The organism is Enteractinococcus fodinae, from assembly GCF_031458395.1.
Taxonomy (GTDB): domain Bacteria; phylum Actinomycetota; class Actinomycetes; order Actinomycetales; family Micrococcaceae; genus Yaniella; species Yaniella fodinae.
The window spans coordinates 878,904-896,108 of the sequence record NZ_JAVDYJ010000001.1 but is presented as its reverse complement, the minus strand read 5'-3'; the positions used below and the strand labels follow the sequence as shown (position 1 = coordinate 896,108).

The window sequence follows — 17,205 nt, the reverse complement described above, 5'->3', positions numbered from 1 at the left end:
CTACCTAGCGGACGATATTGCGCAACAGAATTGCGATCGCTTCGAGTGCGAGCACCACGATGATAATCAGCACCAAGATGAAGGTGACAACCTCAAACTGCAACACCCGGTTGGCGTTGAGCAAGTAGAAGCCGATACCACCGGCGCCGACGACACCCAGCAAGGTCGCCGAACGGAAGTTGACGTCGAGCTGGTAGATCACGTGAGCAATGCCGGCCGGCGCCACCTGCCGCAAGGTCGAACCGAAGAAGATCTGGGTTTCCGTGGCCCCATTGGCTCGAAGCGCCTGCTGGACCCGGGTATCAGTTTCTTCCAGTGAGTCTGCAATAAGTTTACTCAGCAGCCCCATGGCGCCAACGGCCAGTGCCAGCGCGCCTGCCACCGGACCCATGCCCGAGATAATGACAAAGATAATCGCCAAGATCAGTTCGGGAATACCGCGGGTAACTACAATGACGCCGCGGAAGAACTTCGACACCGACGGGTTGGGTGACACGTTGCGGGCAGCCAGCACCCCAACCGGTAACGCCAGCACGGCTCCGATCAGCGTACCGGCGAGTGCAATTTGTAGTGTCACAAGCAATTGCTCAAGCAGTAATTGAAGATTGCCAGCGTGATCCGGGGGCAGGAAGCGGCCCAAGACTTCGGGGAGGTTTTGGAAGCCTGAGAAAAAGCGCTGCCAATTGACTTCCGAGTACCACAGGGACAGCACGATCACAGCGATGAGCAGCGTCGTGAAGAATGTCTGGGTGAGACGATCGAAGTTCCACGGTCGCAGGGTGCGGGTGTCTGCCACTCCCGGCCGTGGGGCTTCGGCGACGTGCCGGTCCGGTGCTTGTGCAGTTGTCTTGGCGTAACGGCCTCGGATTTTGTTCACGCCCCAGAGGATGCCAAAGCGGGAGGGTTCGGCTTTGCGACCCAAGAGACGAGAACGCCACAGCCCGGAGATGATTTCTGTGACAATACATAAGGCCAGCACGACTACTGCCAGGGCCAGTCCCCTGTCATAGTCCCGGATAGACAATGCTGTGGAGAGCTCCAGGCCAATGCCACCGACACCGACCCAACCCAGGATCACCGAGTTTCGCAGATTGATATCAAACCGATGGAGGCCCGTGGCCACGATCGCGGGCATGACACCGGGGATCGTGGCGCCCAGTACTTGTTGGAGCCGGGTCGCGCCGTTTGCTTGCAGTGCTCGTCGAGGTCCGTCATCGGCGTCTTCGATTGCATCGGCGTAGAGTTTGCCGACCATCCCGACCGAGGTGAACCCCAGCGCCAAAATCCCGGCGATCGAACCGAATCCGAAGACGCGTAAGAAGAAGATTGCCAGAATCAGTTCTGGGGCTGCCCGCATGAGCACAATGAAAAAGCGTGCTGCAGCACGGACCGCCGGATGATCTGAGGTGGGGCGTGCGGCAAGGAGCGCCGCGATTAACGAGACAATGACTCCCAGGACCGTCGCGGAGATGACGATCGCTAAAGTCAGTGCAGTCATCTCCCACAGTTCAGCCCAGCTCGGGAAGTCCAGCGGAAAAACGTTACTGAAGAACCTGGTCGCGTTATCCCAGGAGTCGATCAGGGTGGCAAGGTTGATCCGCAGATCAATCACAGACCAGATCGCGGCGATAATAAAAACCGCCATAATGCCGGTGGCCAGCAGGCCACGCCAGGACGGGATGTTGAGGGTCCTTGGACTCCCGGGGGTCGGCGGGGTCGATGTGGGTTCCTGCTGTGCGGGTTTATCTAAAACCGGTGCGGTACTCATACAACTGGCCGTCCAGAAACCGATTGATAAATGCCCATGGCTTCTTCGGTGCTCAGCGTGTCGGTTGATTCATCGAGCACGAGCTCACCTTGACGGAGCCCAAGAATCCGGTCGCCCCATTCCATTGCCAGGTTGACCTGGTGCAGTGTGCACAGCACGGTCAGCCGGTCCTCTTTGGCAATCTGGTTGATCAGCGTCATGATCTGATGCGAGGATTCCGGGTCCAAAGAGGCCACCGGTTCATCGGCCAACAAGATTTTCGGACGTTGTACCAGTGCACGAGCAACAGCTACGCGTTGCTGCTGACCACCAGACAGTGTGTCAGCGCGCTGAAATCGCTGATCTGCTAGCCCGACGCGCTCCAGCTGTTCAAGAGCTGCTTCGCGAAGCTTCTTGGGGTAGGTGAACAGCCCGACTCGGGGCCCATTGAGGGCCCCGAGCGCGCCGCTGCACACATTCTCTAATGCTGTCATTGATCCCACGAGGTGGAATTGCTGAAACACCATGCCGATATCGCGGCGCAACGCTCGCAGTTTCCGGCCGCGGGTTGCAGAAATATCCTGGCCCAGTACCTTCACCGTGCCACTGGTTGGCATGTGGAGACCGTTCACTAACCGCAGCAGCGTGGATTTGCCTGAGCCGGAGAGTCCCAGCAGGACCGTGAAGCTGGACTCTTCGACAGAGAAGCTCACGGAATCCAATGCTGTGGTCGATGGTGCGAACTGTTTGATGACATCCTGCATCACCAACGGTGACTCTGCAGCTGGCTGTTGCACTTCAGTGAGTCTCGCATCTGTTTGGGGTGCTGCGGCCTGGATCGTGTTTCGAGGTGTGGAGATCAATGACATGGTGGATCACTCGTTACAAGCTGCTGCTTGGGTGATGTCACAGACTTCGCGAATACCGTCGTAGGTCGAGTCATCGACTGGCGCGTATTCGTAGGAGTCTTCTGGCAGGGTGCAGTCTTCTGCATCCTCGCAATACCCGGCCTCAACCAAGTTGTCGACGTTAATCAAACGGTCATCATGGAATACCCGGCGCAGTGCGTCTTGGGTTTCTTCATCCAGAGTGCCGGTGTTCATGTAGATCGGGGAAGCCGGGATCAGTGGGGATTCCCAGATGATCTCGTAGTCTTCTTCGGACACTTCGCCGCGGTCTGGCATGAGCACTTCAACCATGGAGTCATAAGCAAAAGCCATGTCACAGGTCTCGTCGAGCAGTGCCAGGACGGAGGCGTCGTGGCTTCCAGCGAAGATAGCGTCAACGTCCTCTTCCGGATCCAGACCGGCATCCATCATCCCTGCCGATGGGTACAGGTAACCTGAGGTCGAACCTTGGTCAACATAGCAAACGGTGCGACCTTCAGCGTCAGCAAGTTCCTCAATATCGGAACCCGGGCGAGTCAGAGCGTAAGAAACGTAGCCGGCTTCTTCGCCTTCCTCTTCGATACGGCCGCCCAGTGGTTCTACTTCGGCGCCGGCTTCAGCAGCACGGACGTAGGAGAACGGTGAACCAATAGACATGTCAGCCTGGCCAGCGACCAGCGCTTCGATGACGGCGGCGTAGTCGGTGGAGTTGCTGAACTCAACTTCCTTGCCGGTCTCTTCAGCGAGGACATCCATCAGCAGTTCGAATTTGGAGACCAGTGCGCTGGCTTCTTCAGCTGGTACACCGGTAATGGTGATAACTTCGGATCCGCCGTTGCCGGCGTTGTTTTCTGTTTCGGCTTCGGCTGCGGATTGACCACAGGCGGTCAAGCCCAACGTAGCGGCGGACAGTGCGGCTACGGTGCCCATAATGCGGCGACGGAATGGCGTGAGTGACACGACAATAGCTCCTCGATTGAGTGTGCATGGGGAGACGCTCCCCTCTTGACATTGCCCGACCTCTTAGTGGCGGGATTTTCAGTATCACTGGCTAATCTGTCGCCAAACCCACCGGAAGCTAAACAGCAGGTTATCTCGAGGACAAACTTCACGTCGTTTCATCCCGGTTTGGTGAGGTAGAACACGAATTCTGCCCGTGGGCAGTATCTTTGTGGCAGCATCGGCGGTCTCTATAGTTAGAGGCGGTATAACTGGAGAAAGCAGGGCAAGATGACAACCATATCGTCGCTCATCGACGACGTTACTGCCTTACGTGATGCCGTGCTCGAGGCCGAAGCACGACAGACTGAGGCGCTAGGCAGGGTGCTTGATCGTCACCTGGTGTCAGCTCGCAACCTCATCCACTACGTCGAAGTGCGCTCGCATGATTTGCGCGAGCTGCAAGCTCGTCTGAGCGATGTGGGGATCTCTTCGTTAGGACGAATGGAAGCTGGTGTCCTAGGCCATCTAGAAACTGTATTACGTGCGCTGCGCGCTCAGTTAGGCCACACTCCCCCGCCGGAACCGGCCGAATATGATGACCAGACCACTCCGGTCACCCCGGCTCAGGGCCGACAGATTTTAGAGGCCAATGCGACCCAGTTATTAGGGCCCGAACGTCCGGAACGCAGCCAGCGCATTATGGTCACCATGCCCAGTGAAGCAGCCGACGATGAGGAGCTCGTTCGCGGCATGGTCGAAGCTGGCATGGATCTGGCTCGGATTAACTGTGCCCACGATGACGAAGCTGCCTGGGCGGCCATGACCAAGGCGGTCCGGTCGTATAGTCGGCCCGATGGTTACATGCCGCTGGTTGCAATGGATCTTGCCGGACCGAAACTACGCACCGGGCCCCTCGAACCCGGCCCAGAGGTCCTGAAGATCAGGCCGCGTCGCGATGTCGATGGTCAGGTGCTGAAGCCGGCGCTGGTTTCCTTCGGCGATATAGAGCACGATGAGGCTACCGCCTTGCCTTTAGCCGGCGATGCCCAAGCCAACCGCTCGATCCTTGAGCATTTGCAGGCTGGTGAAGAGTTGCGTCTGACCGATGCGCGCGGCTCAAGCCGCAAGCTTCGAGTCGAGGAAGCTGGAGAGACCGGGGTGGTGGTCTCCGCCAAACGCACCATTTACTGGTCGACTGGCACAGAGGTCCACACCGACCATGGGACCCTGGTCATCGGTGACCTACCCGAAGTGGAACAAAGCATGCGGGTGCATATCGGCGATGAGATCGTGTTGACACGTTCGATGGAACCTCGGCCTGCGGTCGCCGAGTCGCCCTTTGTGATTGGCTGTTCGCTTACCGAGCCCTTTAAGACCATTTCCACGGGCGACAGAGTGCTCTTCGACGACGGAAAAATAACTGCCATGGTCACCGCCCACTCGGATGATGAAATTCGTGTTCAAGTCGAGGAAGCAGCACCCAACGGCACAAAACTCAAAGCTGAAAAGGGCATTAACTTTCCCGATACCGATCTTGGCCTCGCCGCTCTGACCGCTGAGGACCTCTCTCATATCCCGTTCGTGGCTCAGCACGCAGACATGGTCAACATGTCGTTCGTGCACAAAGCCAGTGACGTTGCTGAGCTGATGGACGCTCTGGCTGCCGAAGATGCGCAACATGTCGACATCACGCTGAAAATCGAAACGGTTGAAGCTTTCGAACAACTTCCGCGGATGCTGTTGGAAGCGATGCGCTGGGACAACATTGGTGTGATGATTGCACGCGGGGATCTCGCCGTCGAGGCAGGTTTCGCTCGTATGGCAGAGCTCCAAGAAGAGATTCTCTGGCTCTGCGAGGCCGCGCATGTACCGTCGATTTGGGCCACTCAGGTGCTCGAGAGTCTCGCCAAATCCGGTCTGCCGTCCCGCGCCGAGATCACCGACGCCGCCAGCGCCCAGCGCGCCGAAGGTGTAATGCTCAATAAGGGCCCCTTCATCACGGAAGCAATTACGGAGCTGTCGGATATCTTGCACCGCATGGGCAGTCACGCCGACAAAAAGCGCGATATGCTGCGTGAGCTACGCTCGTGGAACCTCTAGACTCGTTCCCCGATATTCTCAGTAGCCATATGCCACTGATCGCCGTTCGCAGCGTAGACGATACGCGTATGACGACGATCCTGCGCTCCCTGCCAGAATTCAACGCGTGTTGGTTGTAGCCTCCAAACTGCCCAATCATCAGGATTGACATCCCGTTGAGCTGCGGCGCTGCGAGCCCGCAGATCTGCAAGATTCTCTTCGCGAGAGGATTCAATAACCGGCCCGCGCAATCGGACCGAGCGGACCAGCGGTTGCCACCAAAACGTTAGGGCGGCATACGGGTGTTGCGCTAGCTGCTGGCCCTTGATGCTGGATTTCGTGCTGGCAAACGCCCAACCTCGAGTATCGACATCTTTCAGCACAAGCACCCGAGCATCCACCATCCCCTTGTCGCCCACGGTAGATAGCGTCATCGCGTGCGGCTCTTCGACACCTGCTGCTACTGCGTGCTGAAGCCATGTGGTGAATAGGTCGAGCGGATCAGCAGGTAGTGCGGCGAAGTCTATCGGTGGCGCGTCCCCGGTCAGCGCTGGCAGTGTTCGAAGTTGTGATCTCATGTCCTTGCTGCTCCCCTTTGCTTCCGTGATACAACCCAAGCACCTTATACACGCGACATGCCTTCGGGATGTCCTCCAGATGAACACCGAGGTAACTGCACGAACGCGTGGCAGCTAACTCAGCTCAGTGCAGGGGCTGCAGCGAGGTTGGATGGGATTTGGGTCCGCGTTGTTCATAAATGTGCCCGATATTCTAATCGTTCAGCTGACTGCAACTACGTGCCCAACGCAGCCACTAGGAACTGTTATAGTCATTTTCTGGCCATTTAGGCCCTTCCACTGCATCGATGACACGACACGCGAGGTCCATATAAGCACCTTCTGACACGGCACGGTCGATGAGTAATCCCCGCCGAACGTCAGGAGCATATATGTCCTCATCCCCCACTGCCCGAACGGCCCAAACTGGGCGTGCCGGGTGGATGATCGCGGTTGCAGCAGCGGCCGCGTTTCTCGCCACCTTCAACGAGACCTTCCTCAATGTGGCCTTCACGCCGATCATGCAGGATTTCAATGTCGATGTGAACACGGTCCAGTGGCTCACCACCGGCTACTTGTTGGTAGCCGCAGTGTTCGTCCCGGTCTCCAACGTCTTGTATCATCGCTTCCCGACGCGGCCGCTGTTTGCCGGCGTGCTCGCGCTCATGGTCGTTGGTTCGGTAGTGGGAGCGCTTGCCCCAACGTTTAGCGTGCTGTTGATTGCCCGGTTATTACAGGCCATCGGAACAGGACTGCTGACACCGATCGGTATGAACATCACCCTTGCGGTCTCCCCGCGTGAGAAACTCGGCCTCAACATGGGCATCATGGCTGCGATGACGACCTTAGGTCCGTCTTTGGCAATCGTCCTATCAGGCATCTTGTTGACCTTTGCTCCATGGACCACCTTGATGTGGGTCTTCGGCGGTCTCGCCTTCCTCGTTCTACTTGCCGGTGCAGTCATCCTGCGCACCGTGACTGACCTTGGCCGTCCAAAACTCGACATCCCGTCATTCCTGCTCGTGGCCGTCGGGCTTGTCGGAGTGCTTTACGGCGTCAGTGCTGCCTTCGGTGGCTCACCGCTGTATGCTGCCATCGCTGGTGTCGTTGGTCTAATTGCCCTGTGGCTCTTCGTCATGCGTCAATCTCGTACTGCACACCCCCTGATCAACCTCAAGCCCTTCTCGAGCGCGCCATTCGTTTTCGGCGTGTTGATGACCATGCTCGGACTCGCGTTCGTCTTCGCGATGAACGTGGTCATCCCGCTGTTCCTCCAGGGCGCCCATGGCATCTCGCCACTTGGTGCTTCGTTGACCCTGGCGCCAGGAATTTTGTTGACCGTCGTGATGGGACCGATCGCCGGCAAGCTATTCGACCGTCATGGTGGACGCTGGTCCATCCCACTGGGCTTCCTCGTCATGGCAGTCTTTGTCACCTTGGTTGGTATAGCTGCCGGATACACGTCCATCCTGCTGTTCGCCACGCTCTATGTACCGGCCGTATTGGCCACCGCATTTGTTATCGGCCCATCCCAGACCTTCGCGCTCGGCAGTCTCGACCGTGAAGCAGCACCTCACGGTGTCACGGTCGTGTCGACCAGCTTCCAGATCGCCGGCAGCGTTGGCACCTCGTTAGCCGCCGGTATTTATGGTGCATTGACCACCGCAAATATCAAGGCCGGGCGCGATGAGTTCGATGCAATGCTGACCGGTTTCCACGGTGCCGTCGGTTTCGTCGTGGTCGCTTCGCTGATCGGTGTTGTTCTGGCGATCCTGGCTTACCGTTCGGTCCGCGCCCAGCGTGCAACAGATAGTACTGCGGCTGAACATGACGCATCGAATACTGTCGCGTCGATCATGAAATCTAATGTCTACGCATTACGCGCCGATCACACGGTGCTGGATGCTCTCCAGATATTCAGTGAGCGCGGTATCTCGGGGGCACCGGTCCTCAACGAGGACGCTTCGTTGGCCGGTTTCCTCTCGGATGGGGACGTGATGCGTTATCTATCAGCAACGCACCCATCCTCGACCTCGATCTATTCTTATGCGATCGGAGCCGAAGACGACCTTGAACAAGCCATGACTGATCTGGCAGAGCTCAACGTACTGCGCCTTGCTACCCAGGAAGTCGTCACGATCAACGCCGACGCATCGATCGCCGACGCAGTGGCAACGCTTTCAGATGCGCACCTGAAGAAGGTGCCGGTCCTCGACGGTGCAACCGGCGACCTCGTCGGAATTGTTAGTCGATCTGCGATTAACCGGCTGGCAATAGCCAACTACCTGCGCAGCCGAGTAGACACGCAGCAACCGATAGAGACTGTGACCGTCTAATCAGTGGATATGTCCGCATAACTCTTGTTATGCGGACATAGTCTTCTCACGGATCGGTCCGGGCTCTGCCGAGCGCAGAAGTGCAGGCGAGATAGCGCGCGAGCACTATTTCGCCTGACCCCTGAACGCTCTATAGCACTGCGCACACCACGGACCCAGTTCTAGGCTTCCTCTTCTAACACCCATGCCTGGGTCAATGGAATGCGCGCCCTCGTCGTGGCAGGCAATTGCTCGTACGTGTCAAACAGCTGATCGAGGACCTGCTCTGCGTCCCATACCCGAAAGGAGGTGCGGTCCCGTTGAAACTCCCGCATCGCCGGTTTAGTGGCTCCACCCCAAGCCACCAGAAGACCCTGATCGGCTCGATCCTGAGTCATTGCAGAGTGCAACCCACGCACTACCTTGACATCCACGGGGATGCTTTCGCTCTTGACCTCGACGATTAGCGTTGGGGAGTCGAGACCAAGTGGCCCTCGACCGGCCAAGATATCAACTCCGCCATCAGGGCCTGGAGGCGATACTTCACAATGGAAACCACGCGCTTCGAGAATATCTGCAACGAGATGGGTGAGCTTGTGGTCGCCAAAGTTTTCCACCAAATGACGCCGGATTCTATCTCTGATGGCCTCAAGCGTGGGTGTAGGGTCCGGATCCATGACCTCATCCTGCAATTCTGCAGCGGTTGTCGGATCAGCCTCGCGCGCAGCTTCACTAAGTTCCACATCCCCTGGGTCTTCCCCTCGGTGATAAAGGGCAAGTACACGTTGAGCGGCATTATTTCTTGACGGGTTGAATACCGTCATGATCGCGTTCAAAGAATATAGCAAGTCATCTTTGATGACCGACTTCGAGATGGGTTCCGGTAACCACTCGACCGGAAGTTTATGGCGACGTCCTAGATCGGATTCCTCTGCACTGTAGACATAACTGCCCGTGCATTTGCCTAAATAAAGATAGCCCGGTTTAAACTTCGAGGGCATGATAACAATGTCCTCGGGCCGAATGAGGTTTCGAAAGGCCCAAATCTGGCCGGTGAGATTTGCCTTTCGACCAGGCGAGTCATCAGGATAGGCCTCGTCTACATGGGTACGAATTTCTTCGCGTGTAGTTGCGGGCGTCAAGTCGGGCACATTCCAACTAATCGTCGCAAACCCTCCTGCTAAATTAGCCTCTTCGTGCTCGCCTGCGCTACCCGCCCGGATGACCCAAGCTTTAGTCATTCTGGTCCTCTCTATCCCACCAACACGATGAACGAACCTACTGGTTCGAGCGTACGACGATGTCACGATCCGAATGTCCTACCGGGCAGCATCGCTATGAAGGCTTTCGGTCTGTTCCAGTTTTTCTTGACGTGCGGAACGATAACGATAGAACACCGCGAGCAGCCCGCCGGAAATGTTGTGCCACACACTAAATACCGCCGCGGGTAGTGCCGCAACCGGATTGAAGTGTGCTGCGGCCAAAGTGGCTGCCAAACCGGAGTTCTGCATCCCAACCTCAACGGAGGTGGTGCGTGCAACCCGCTCCGGATATTTGAACATTCTGGCTGAGAAATATCCCAACAAGTAACCCAAGGCGTTATGCAAGACCACGACCGCGAGTACGAGTAAGCCAGCTTCAACAATGCTGTCAGCTGAGCCAGAGACCACTGCGATCACAACATATGAAATACCCAGCACGCTGACCCAGGGAAGAAGGGGCAGAACTTTCTCGACCCAGCGGCGCAGGAGCCACCGGACAAGCAGACCGGCCACAACAGGGATCAGGACCATCTGGACGATAGACATGGCCATCGAACCGGCATCAACCGGTAACAGCGTTCCGGCTAACCACAACGTCAGCAGTGGAGTAAAGATCGGGGCGAGTAAAGTAGAGACCGATGTCATCGTGACCGACAACGCCACGTCGCCCTTGGCAAGATAGGTAATGACATTCGATGAGGTTCCACCTGGCGCACAGCCGACGAGGATCACGCCAACGGCCAGCTCCGGCGGCAATTGGAAGATAAAAACTAGTGCAACGGCAGCTGCAGGCATCAGTACATATTGCGCCACGACACCCAGGAGGATTGGCAGCGGTCGTTTCAGGACCAGCGCAAAGTCGGGGATGGTCAGGGTAATTCCCATCGCAAACATGATGATGCCCAGGGCAACGCTGGTGTATTGGGCTAACGGTGCGGTTTGTTCGGGGAACATAAACCCGATAAGAAATGCGGCAATAATAATAACCGGGAAGACCGTCACCGCAATGCGCGCTGAACGGTCCTCCTGAGTTGGGCGCCGATCCCCTGGCTGCCGATCCGTGCTGGTATTGTCCATAAGTCCCACTTCACCCTTCTGCTGCACGCCAACGAGCTGGTGGCGTTATGACGTTGGGTAACCTAGCACCGATTCTCAGCTCACCAGCAGATGTGACGGACGCAGCCCGTCTCTGAGGCATTCAGGCTGGGATACGTCAGTATCGAAGATAAGCTTTCACAGACAATATGTGCCATCTCAACCCACGCCCGGGATATGCCACACTGGCATTATGGACGATCTCGTTGTACCCGCTGGACCGGGTATTCCCAAAGGTCTCGTCGTGCCGGCCAAAGACCTCGTCGAACAATTCACGCACGCCTCCGGGCCCGGCGGCCAGGGAGTGAACACGACCGACTCGCGCGTCCAACTCAGCCTGGACCTCGGCGCCACGGCCGCACTGACCGAAACTCAACGCCATCGCGTACTTCGAAATCTCGAACAGCGACTGTCCGAGACCACTCTTACCGTCACGGCCTCGGAACACCGATCCCAGCTGCGGAATCGAAAAGCCGCTCGGCAGCGCCTGGCTTCCATGTTGCGCGATGCCCTGGCACCCCAACCGGTTCGCCGCAAAACCAAACCGACCCGCGGGTCACAGCGCCGCCGTCTAGCAGCAAAACGTCAGCGTGCCGAGATCAAGCAGAACCGAAAACGCCCGCCGATGGATTAGCTCATGCTCTAGTCACGAGGCTCGACTCCGACTATTATGTATTACAAGGTACTAGGCGTAGGAGAGAAGGTGTTCGGTGGCCGAATCGCAAATGCGAAAAGGTGTCCTTGAGCTCGTCGTCTTAGCGACGCTGAAGGATCAGCCGACCTACGGTGGGGCCCTGTTGGAAACCTTGACGGAGACACTGGGCTCTGACCTATCTTCAGGCACGCTCTATCCCTTACTTGCCCGGCTCCGCAAAACCGGGATGTTGGAAACTCATTGGGAGGAATCTCCCGTGGGTCCGCCACGCAAGGTGTACCGGGTAACTGACCGCGGCTCTGCAAGATTCAAGGATCTTCAGAGCGAATGGAGCGCTCTCGTGGGTGCCGTATCCACTGCGCTGAAAGGACTGCTATGACGACAACGCAACCCGAAGAAGCCGTACGACGCGTGCTCGGCGTCCCGGTTTCTCTTGCTGGATTGACCAACCCTGAAGCTCGACTTCGTGCATTCGAACCAGAGAACCCAAACCTTTTTGTACCCCGGACCGTTGGCATCGGGTGGGACCTGAATATCGGTGCCGTAGCGGTTCGACTCGGGCTGTTGCGGCCCGACGATTCCGTTCCAGATCTGGTTGACCATATCCCACCCGCCACGCTCAAAGCCTTACGCATCAGCCCGCTTGCAGGGGCCGCTGCTGTGGTCATCGCAGGGGCTTATACTGCCCAGCGCTACGAGCGACTTCCGACAAACTGGGGCCTATCGTTCCGCCCGACCCGCTGGGGCAACGGTGTCGCTGCGATGGCAACTCCGGTGCTGCTTTCTGTTGGGGCAGGGTTATGGGCCGAGATCGCTACCCGACGTGCGACCACCTCAAATACACGGTCGACCGTGGATGTGACAGCATCAGCCCAAGCGTTGGGACTGCAAGCCATGTCACTGGTGCTGATCACCGCAGCGGCCCGCCAAGCCGATAACCCAGACGCTGCCCGCTTACTTCCGCTGGCCGGTGTTATAACTGCCCCTGCGGTAAGCACCGGAGTGCTGGTAACAACCGTGCGCAGTGCACTCCGTCGGCTTGATCGCAGACTGCGCCGTAACAGCACTCAGCAAAGCAGGTAAAATGTAACGCACCTGTCGAAGGGTGTCGCATCATGGCTACCTCACACGATTCATCCGGCTCAGGCCCTGCTACCAGAACAACAACGTGCGCTATTGCCGGAGCTGGACCTGCCGGGTTGGTGCTTGGACTGTTGCTGGCTCGCGCTGGTATATCGGTCACGGTGTTAGAGAAACACGCCGACTTTCTGCGAGATTTTCGTGGCGACACCGTGCATCCCAGCACCATGGCCCTACTGGATGACTTAGGTCTGTTTGACCGGTTTGACGACCTGCCGCAATCACGGCTGTCGCATTTGCAGTTACCCGATGCCGAAGGCAACGGGGTGGTCCTGGTAGATTTTCGGCGGTTACCTGTACAGCATCGTTATATCGCCATGGTTCCGCAGTGGGATCTTCTGAATCTGCTTGCCGAGGCTGCAGCAACTGAACCAAATTTCACGCTGCTGACCCAACATGAAGTGACCGATGTGGTTCGGGATAAGGGGCGCGTTATAGGCGTCGATTACCGCTCGCCGGATGGTGAGGGTCGGTTGCTGGCTGATCTGACCGTGGCATGTGACGGTCGCTGGTCCACCGTCCGACGAGCCGCCTCGCTGCCGGTCAAGGAAACACCTGTCGGCTTCGATGTGTGGTGGTATCGCATCGACACCGGCCGCGATATTGGCAATGCGCTCCTCCCCCGGGCTTATCAAAACCGCATTGCGATCGTTATCCCTCGCGAAGGATATCTCCAGGTGGCGCAGCTTGGTCTTAAAGGTGCTAACGCTGAGATCCGCGCTCAGGGAATCGAAGCTTTTCGAGCTCAAGCAGCTGAGCTGCTCCCCGAAGTGGCCGAAGAGGTCACAAGCATCGAATCGATGGACGACGTCAAGCATCTGGCTGTGCGGGTTGATCGCTTACGCCGCTGGTACGGCCCCGGAGTGTTGTGCATTGGCGACGCCGCTCATGCCATGTCGCCTGTAGGTGGCATCGGTATCAACCTGGCTATTCAAGATGCCGTAGCTGCGGCCCGGTTATTGGCCACCCCACTACGCCGCGGAATTTTCGGAACCCACGGGGGTCAGCGACTGCTCGCACAAGTGCAACGCAGACGACTCGTTCCCACGATTTTGCTGCAGGGATTGCAACGCCTCGCGCATGCTGTGGTCATTATGCCGGTGTTGCAAGACCGCCGAAGTCTGCAGGTACCAGCACTCGTGTCGCAAGTTCTACAACGGGCGCCGTGGCTGAGCGCTGTTCCTGCATTTATCGTGGGAGTAGGTCCCCGGTCGGAAAAGATTCCGCGCTGGGCGCGTCGTCCCGTTCCACCCGCCTCGAACGTCAGCGTGTGATGTCACGCTTTTCGTTGCGGAGCCGGTCCACTTTCTGTAATTGGTTTTTGACCTCGCGGCGCAGCACCTTGCCCATCTCATTGCGCGGCAGTTCGGCCAACACGTGGAAGCGCCGGGGCACTTTATAACTCGTGAGTTTGTCTTTGAGCAGGTGCCGCAAGCGGTCCACGTCAGGCAGGAGACCGTCAGCGGTGACGAGCGCGGCGATGACTTCTTCGTCGCCTTGCTCATTGACCAGACCGATGACTGCGCTATCTTCAATGCCATCTTGGGTACGAATGACGTTTTCTACCTCAGAGGGGTAGACATTAAACCCGCCGGTGATGACGACTTCTTTCAACCGGTCCACAATGCGCAGGAAACCGTTGTCGTCGGCTGTTGCGATATCACCGGTGCGGAACCAGCCGTCGTAGAACGCAGCTGCAGTTTCTTCCGGGCGTTCGTGATACCCCGAAAATACTTGCGGTCCTTTGACCAAAATCTCGCCGGGTTCACCAAGCTCGACATCTCGGTCTAGGTCTTCTGGATCAGCAAGGCGGACATCGGTATCCGGGAAGGGCACGCCAATCGAGCCCGCCGTTCGTGTTGCATTGACCGGATTTCCGGCAACGATCGGCGAACATTCTGACAGACCGTACCCTTCGATGAGATACCCACCGGCTGCGTCTTCCCAGGCAGTAATCAGTTCGGGTCGCAGGGGCATCGCACCCGCGACGCCAGTGCGAATCTCAGCCAGTGAGACACCCCGTTCTTTGGCACCGTCGACGATACGCTGAAATAGTGGCGGGACGGCGATCATGGTGGTCGGTGGCCGACGCTTGATGGCATCTAAGATCAGACCTGTTTCGGGCTTGGGAATCAGGTGAATCATCGCACCCACGCTGATCCCAGCATTCATCGACAAGGAGCACCCGAAGACATGAAACAGCGGCAAGCATGCCATGAAGACTTCTTCACCAGGAACGATCGTCGTGACCCACTCCTTGGCTTGAGTTGTGGTGGCGAGCAAGTTGGCGTGGGTCAGGGGCACACCCTTAGGCGTGCCGGTAGTGCCCGAAGTGTACAGCAACAACGCCACGTCTTCGGCGCTGGGGCGCAATACTTCCGGTGCCCGGCCCTTGCTGCGCAACAGTTGGGAGTACGGCACGGCTTGTGGTGGCGCCGGCTGGCTCAGTTGCTCGCGTGATGCCCGCGCCTTGGACAATGGCAGGCGCAGCAGCGCTCGTTTGAGTCGGGGCATCTCTTCGATCAAGTTGACTGACACCACCACACGAGGGCGAACGGGTTCCGGGAGTTGCAGCAGTTTTTCTGCGGCAGCGTCCCACACGATCGCAACCTCAGCGCTGTGGTCTGCAAAGAGCTGTTCAAGTTCCTCGGGCGAGCTCAACGGGTTGTGTTCCACAACGGTGGCTCCGGCGCGCAGCACTGCGTAAAACGCCACGACATGTTGTGGACAGGTTGGCATGAGCAGGGCGACGCGAGAGCCCTTGCCGATACCCATCGTGTGGAGGGCAAATGCTAGGCCTTCGACCTGTTCGGAAAGCTCGGCATACCGTGTTCTGGCACCAAAGAAATCCAATGCCGGTTTGTCCGCGTAGGTATGGCACGCCTTGAGAAATTCATCGACAAGCGAGCCGGTTGGGTAGTCCAGGTGCCGCCGAACCCTAGGGTCATATGAAGCTTCCCAGCGGTCCTCTAGTGTCTGCATGTGCCCTTGCCACCTCTCGTATCTCAGATAGTTCTCGTTCCAGACTAGGCGGTAACGGGCGGGTCGTGTCACTGGTTCACTCGGTACCTGAAATGTTTGCTTCTTGACGTGGCCCAAGCTGCGTCCACTATGCCGCTGCCCGAATTGGCATTAGCCGTAAGCGGCGTAGACTCAAGGTCGGAGCCGACCTGGGTTCCACAATAAGGAGGGCGCATGCCCGGTACCACTGATCACTTTTCTCCAACCCCAGTCGCTGCAGCACACAGTAGCCCGCCACAAAAGTCGCTGTTGATGCTCGGGCTTCTTGGCAGCTCGTCGATGGAGAACGAAAAGCGCCTTCCGATTCATCCTCATCATTTGGATCGCATCGACGCAGACGTGCGTGCTCGGATGATCGTCGAACGGGGTTACGGCGCGGATTTCCAACTTGAACCTGGTTACGTTGAGGCGCGCGTCGGGCGCGTCGCTGAACGTTCGGAAGTCCTCGAAGCCGCTGACGTGTTGGTGCTGCCGAAACCGCAGGCTGAGGATATGGGCGCCATACCGGCGGGTCGCGTTCTATGGGGATGGCCGCATTGTGTTCAGGACACAGAGATCACCCAAACCGCCATCGATAATCGGCTCACGTTGATCGCTTTTGAGGCGATGAATCACTGGACCAGTCGGGGTGATTTCAACCTGCATGTGTTCCATAAAAATAATGAGCTTGCTGGCTACGCTTCGGTCCTGCACGCACTGAGTCTGGTCGGATACACCGGCGATTACGGTCCCCGACGCAGCGCGGTCGTCATAGGCTTCGGAGCCACGGCACGAGGCGCCGTCACCGCGCTCAAAGCCCACGGGATCCACGACGTTCAGGTGCTAACCCAGCGGGGTGTCGCCGCCGTCGGCTCACCAATACACGCAGCACACATCACCCAGCTCAACACCGACGATGGCGCAGCCTATCTCAGCACGGTGCCCACAGAAGATGGCGACGTGCTGTTACCGGAGTTCTTGGCCAGCCACGACATAGTCGTCAACTGTACGCTCCAAAATGTTGCGGCACCGATGACCTACCTGCGCACGGAAGATCTCAAACATTTCGACGCTGGCAGCCTGATCATTGACGTGTCGTGTGATGAAGGCATGGGCTTTGAATGGGCCAAACCCACCGAATTTGAGGACCCGACGTTTACCGTGGGGCATGAAGTGAACTACTACGCCGTGGATCACAGCCCGTCCTACCTGTGGAACTCCGCCACGTGGGAAATCAGTGAGGCACTGTTGCCGTACCTTCGCACCGTCATGGAAGGTCCTGCAGCTTGGGCAGAAAGTTCTACGGTAGCTCGTGCAATAGAGATCCAAGATGGCATGATTAAAAACCCGAGCATCTTGAGTTTTCAAGGTCGTTCGGCAGACTATCCGCACACATTTGTTGGCTGATCCAAAGAACACCTGATTCAGCCTTCGGATACTGCTGGTATCGCTGCGCTACGGGCGTGTAGCGTTTGCGGATGGCACCCGCATCGTGGTGACGCTTTGGCGGCCTCTGCTGGATGCCA

General features: G+C 57.8%; 14 protein-coding genes. 7 read left to right on the top strand and 7 right to left on the bottom strand.

The window, feature by feature from the left end; all coding sequences use genetic code 11:
* Window positions 1-4 precede the first annotated feature (4 nt).
* The 3 genes from phnE to J2S62_RS04260 are packed head-to-tail and all read right to left on the bottom strand — an operon-like array spanning window position 5 to window position 3,594.
* The gene (gene phnE / locus J2S62_RS04270; RefSeq protein WP_310171774.1) at window positions 5-1,768 is read right to left on the bottom strand and encodes a phosphonate ABC transporter, permease protein PhnE; all 1,764 of its coding nucleotides are present in this window, start codon (window positions 1,766-1,768) and stop codon (window positions 5-7) included.
* Window positions 1,765-2,616: a phosphonate ABC transporter ATP-binding protein gene (gene phnC / locus J2S62_RS04265; RefSeq protein ID WP_310171771.1), complete on the bottom strand. Its 852-nt coding sequence runs from the start codon at window positions 2,614-2,616 to the stop codon at window positions 1,765-1,767. The genes phnE and phnC overlap by 4 nt, the downstream gene beginning before the upstream one ends.
* A 6-nt stretch (window positions 2,617-2,622) precedes the next feature.
* Window positions 2,623-3,594 carry a phosphate/phosphite/phosphonate ABC transporter substrate-binding protein gene (locus J2S62_RS04260; protein WP_310171768.1) on the bottom strand — a complete coding sequence of 324 codons (972 nt, stop codon included), beginning with the start codon at window positions 3,592-3,594 and terminating at the stop codon, window positions 2,623-2,625.
* Window positions 3,595-3,864: 270 nt separating this feature from the next.
* Between J2S62_RS04260 and J2S62_RS04255 the strand changes: the two genes are divergently transcribed.
* Window positions 3,865-5,676, top strand: coding sequence for a pyruvate kinase (locus J2S62_RS04255; RefSeq protein ID WP_310171767.1), 1,812 nt, complete (start codon window positions 3,865-3,867; stop codon window positions 5,674-5,676).
* Here J2S62_RS04255 and J2S62_RS04250 read toward each other — a convergent pair.
* On the bottom strand, window positions 5,673-6,233 hold the full coding sequence (locus tag J2S62_RS04250) for a pyridoxine/pyridoxamine 5'-phosphate oxidase (protein ID WP_310171764.1): 561 nt from the start codon (window positions 6,231-6,233) through the stop codon (window positions 5,673-5,675). The genes J2S62_RS04255 and J2S62_RS04250 overlap by 4 nt on opposite strands.
* A 371-nt stretch (window positions 6,234-6,604) precedes the next feature.
* Between J2S62_RS04250 and J2S62_RS04245 the strand changes: the two genes are divergently transcribed.
* A complete protein-coding gene (locus tag J2S62_RS04245; RefSeq protein ID WP_310171761.1) occupies window positions 6,605-8,548 on the top strand; it encodes an MFS transporter in 1,944 nt (647 codons plus the stop codon).
* A gap of 161 nt (window positions 8,549-8,709) precedes the next feature.
* On the opposite strand, the gene J2S62_RS04240 is transcribed toward J2S62_RS04245, so the two are convergent.
* Window positions 8,710-9,768, bottom strand: a complete 1,059-nt coding sequence (locus tag J2S62_RS04240; protein WP_310171759.1) for a restriction endonuclease — start codon at window positions 9,766-9,768, stop codon at window positions 8,710-8,712.
* Between the two features lie 78 nt (window positions 9,769-9,846).
* A complete protein-coding gene (locus tag J2S62_RS04235) occupies window positions 9,847-10,866 on the bottom strand; it encodes a bile acid:sodium symporter family protein (RefSeq protein ID WP_310171758.1) in 1,020 nt (339 codons plus the stop codon).
* A gap of 211 nt (window positions 10,867-11,077) precedes the next feature.
* On the opposite strand from J2S62_RS04235, the gene arfB reads away from it, so the two are divergent.
* The 4 genes from arfB to J2S62_RS04215 all read left to right on the top strand — a co-directional run bounded on the left by arfB (window position 11,078) and on the right by J2S62_RS04215 (window position 13,953).
* The gene (gene arfB / locus J2S62_RS04230) at window positions 11,078-11,518 is read left to right on the top strand and encodes an alternative ribosome rescue aminoacyl-tRNA hydrolase ArfB (protein WP_310171756.1); all 441 of its coding nucleotides are present in this window, start codon (window positions 11,078-11,080) and stop codon (window positions 11,516-11,518) included.
* Between the two features lie 76 nt (window positions 11,519-11,594).
* A complete protein-coding gene (locus J2S62_RS04225) occupies window positions 11,595-11,918 on the top strand; it encodes a PadR family transcriptional regulator (RefSeq protein ID WP_310171754.1) in 324 nt (107 codons plus the stop codon).
* Window positions 11,915-12,622, top strand: coding sequence for a DUF5808 domain-containing protein (locus tag J2S62_RS04220; RefSeq protein ID WP_310171750.1), 708 nt, complete (start codon window positions 11,915-11,917; stop codon window positions 12,620-12,622). Before J2S62_RS04225 ends, J2S62_RS04220 begins: the two co-directional genes overlap by 4 nt.
* A gap of 32 nt (window positions 12,623-12,654) precedes the next feature.
* Window positions 12,655-13,953, top strand: coding sequence for an FAD-dependent oxidoreductase (locus J2S62_RS04215; RefSeq protein ID WP_310171747.1), 1,299 nt, complete (start codon window positions 12,655-12,657; stop codon window positions 13,951-13,953).
* Here J2S62_RS04215 and J2S62_RS04210 read toward each other — a convergent pair.
* Window positions 13,943-15,661, bottom strand: a complete 1,719-nt coding sequence (locus tag J2S62_RS04210; protein WP_310171745.1) for an AMP-binding protein — start codon at window positions 15,659-15,661, stop codon at window positions 13,943-13,945. The genes J2S62_RS04215 and J2S62_RS04210 overlap by 11 nt on opposite strands.
* A 291-nt stretch (window positions 15,662-15,952) precedes the next feature.
* Here J2S62_RS04210 and J2S62_RS04205 point away from each other — a divergent pair, with 291 nt between their 5' ends.
* On the top strand, window positions 15,953-17,086 hold the full coding sequence (locus J2S62_RS04205; protein WP_310175711.1) for a N(5)-(carboxyethyl)ornithine synthase: 1,134 nt from the start codon (window positions 15,953-15,955) through the stop codon (window positions 17,084-17,086).
* The last annotated feature ends 119 nt before the right edge of the window (window positions 17,087-17,205 follow it).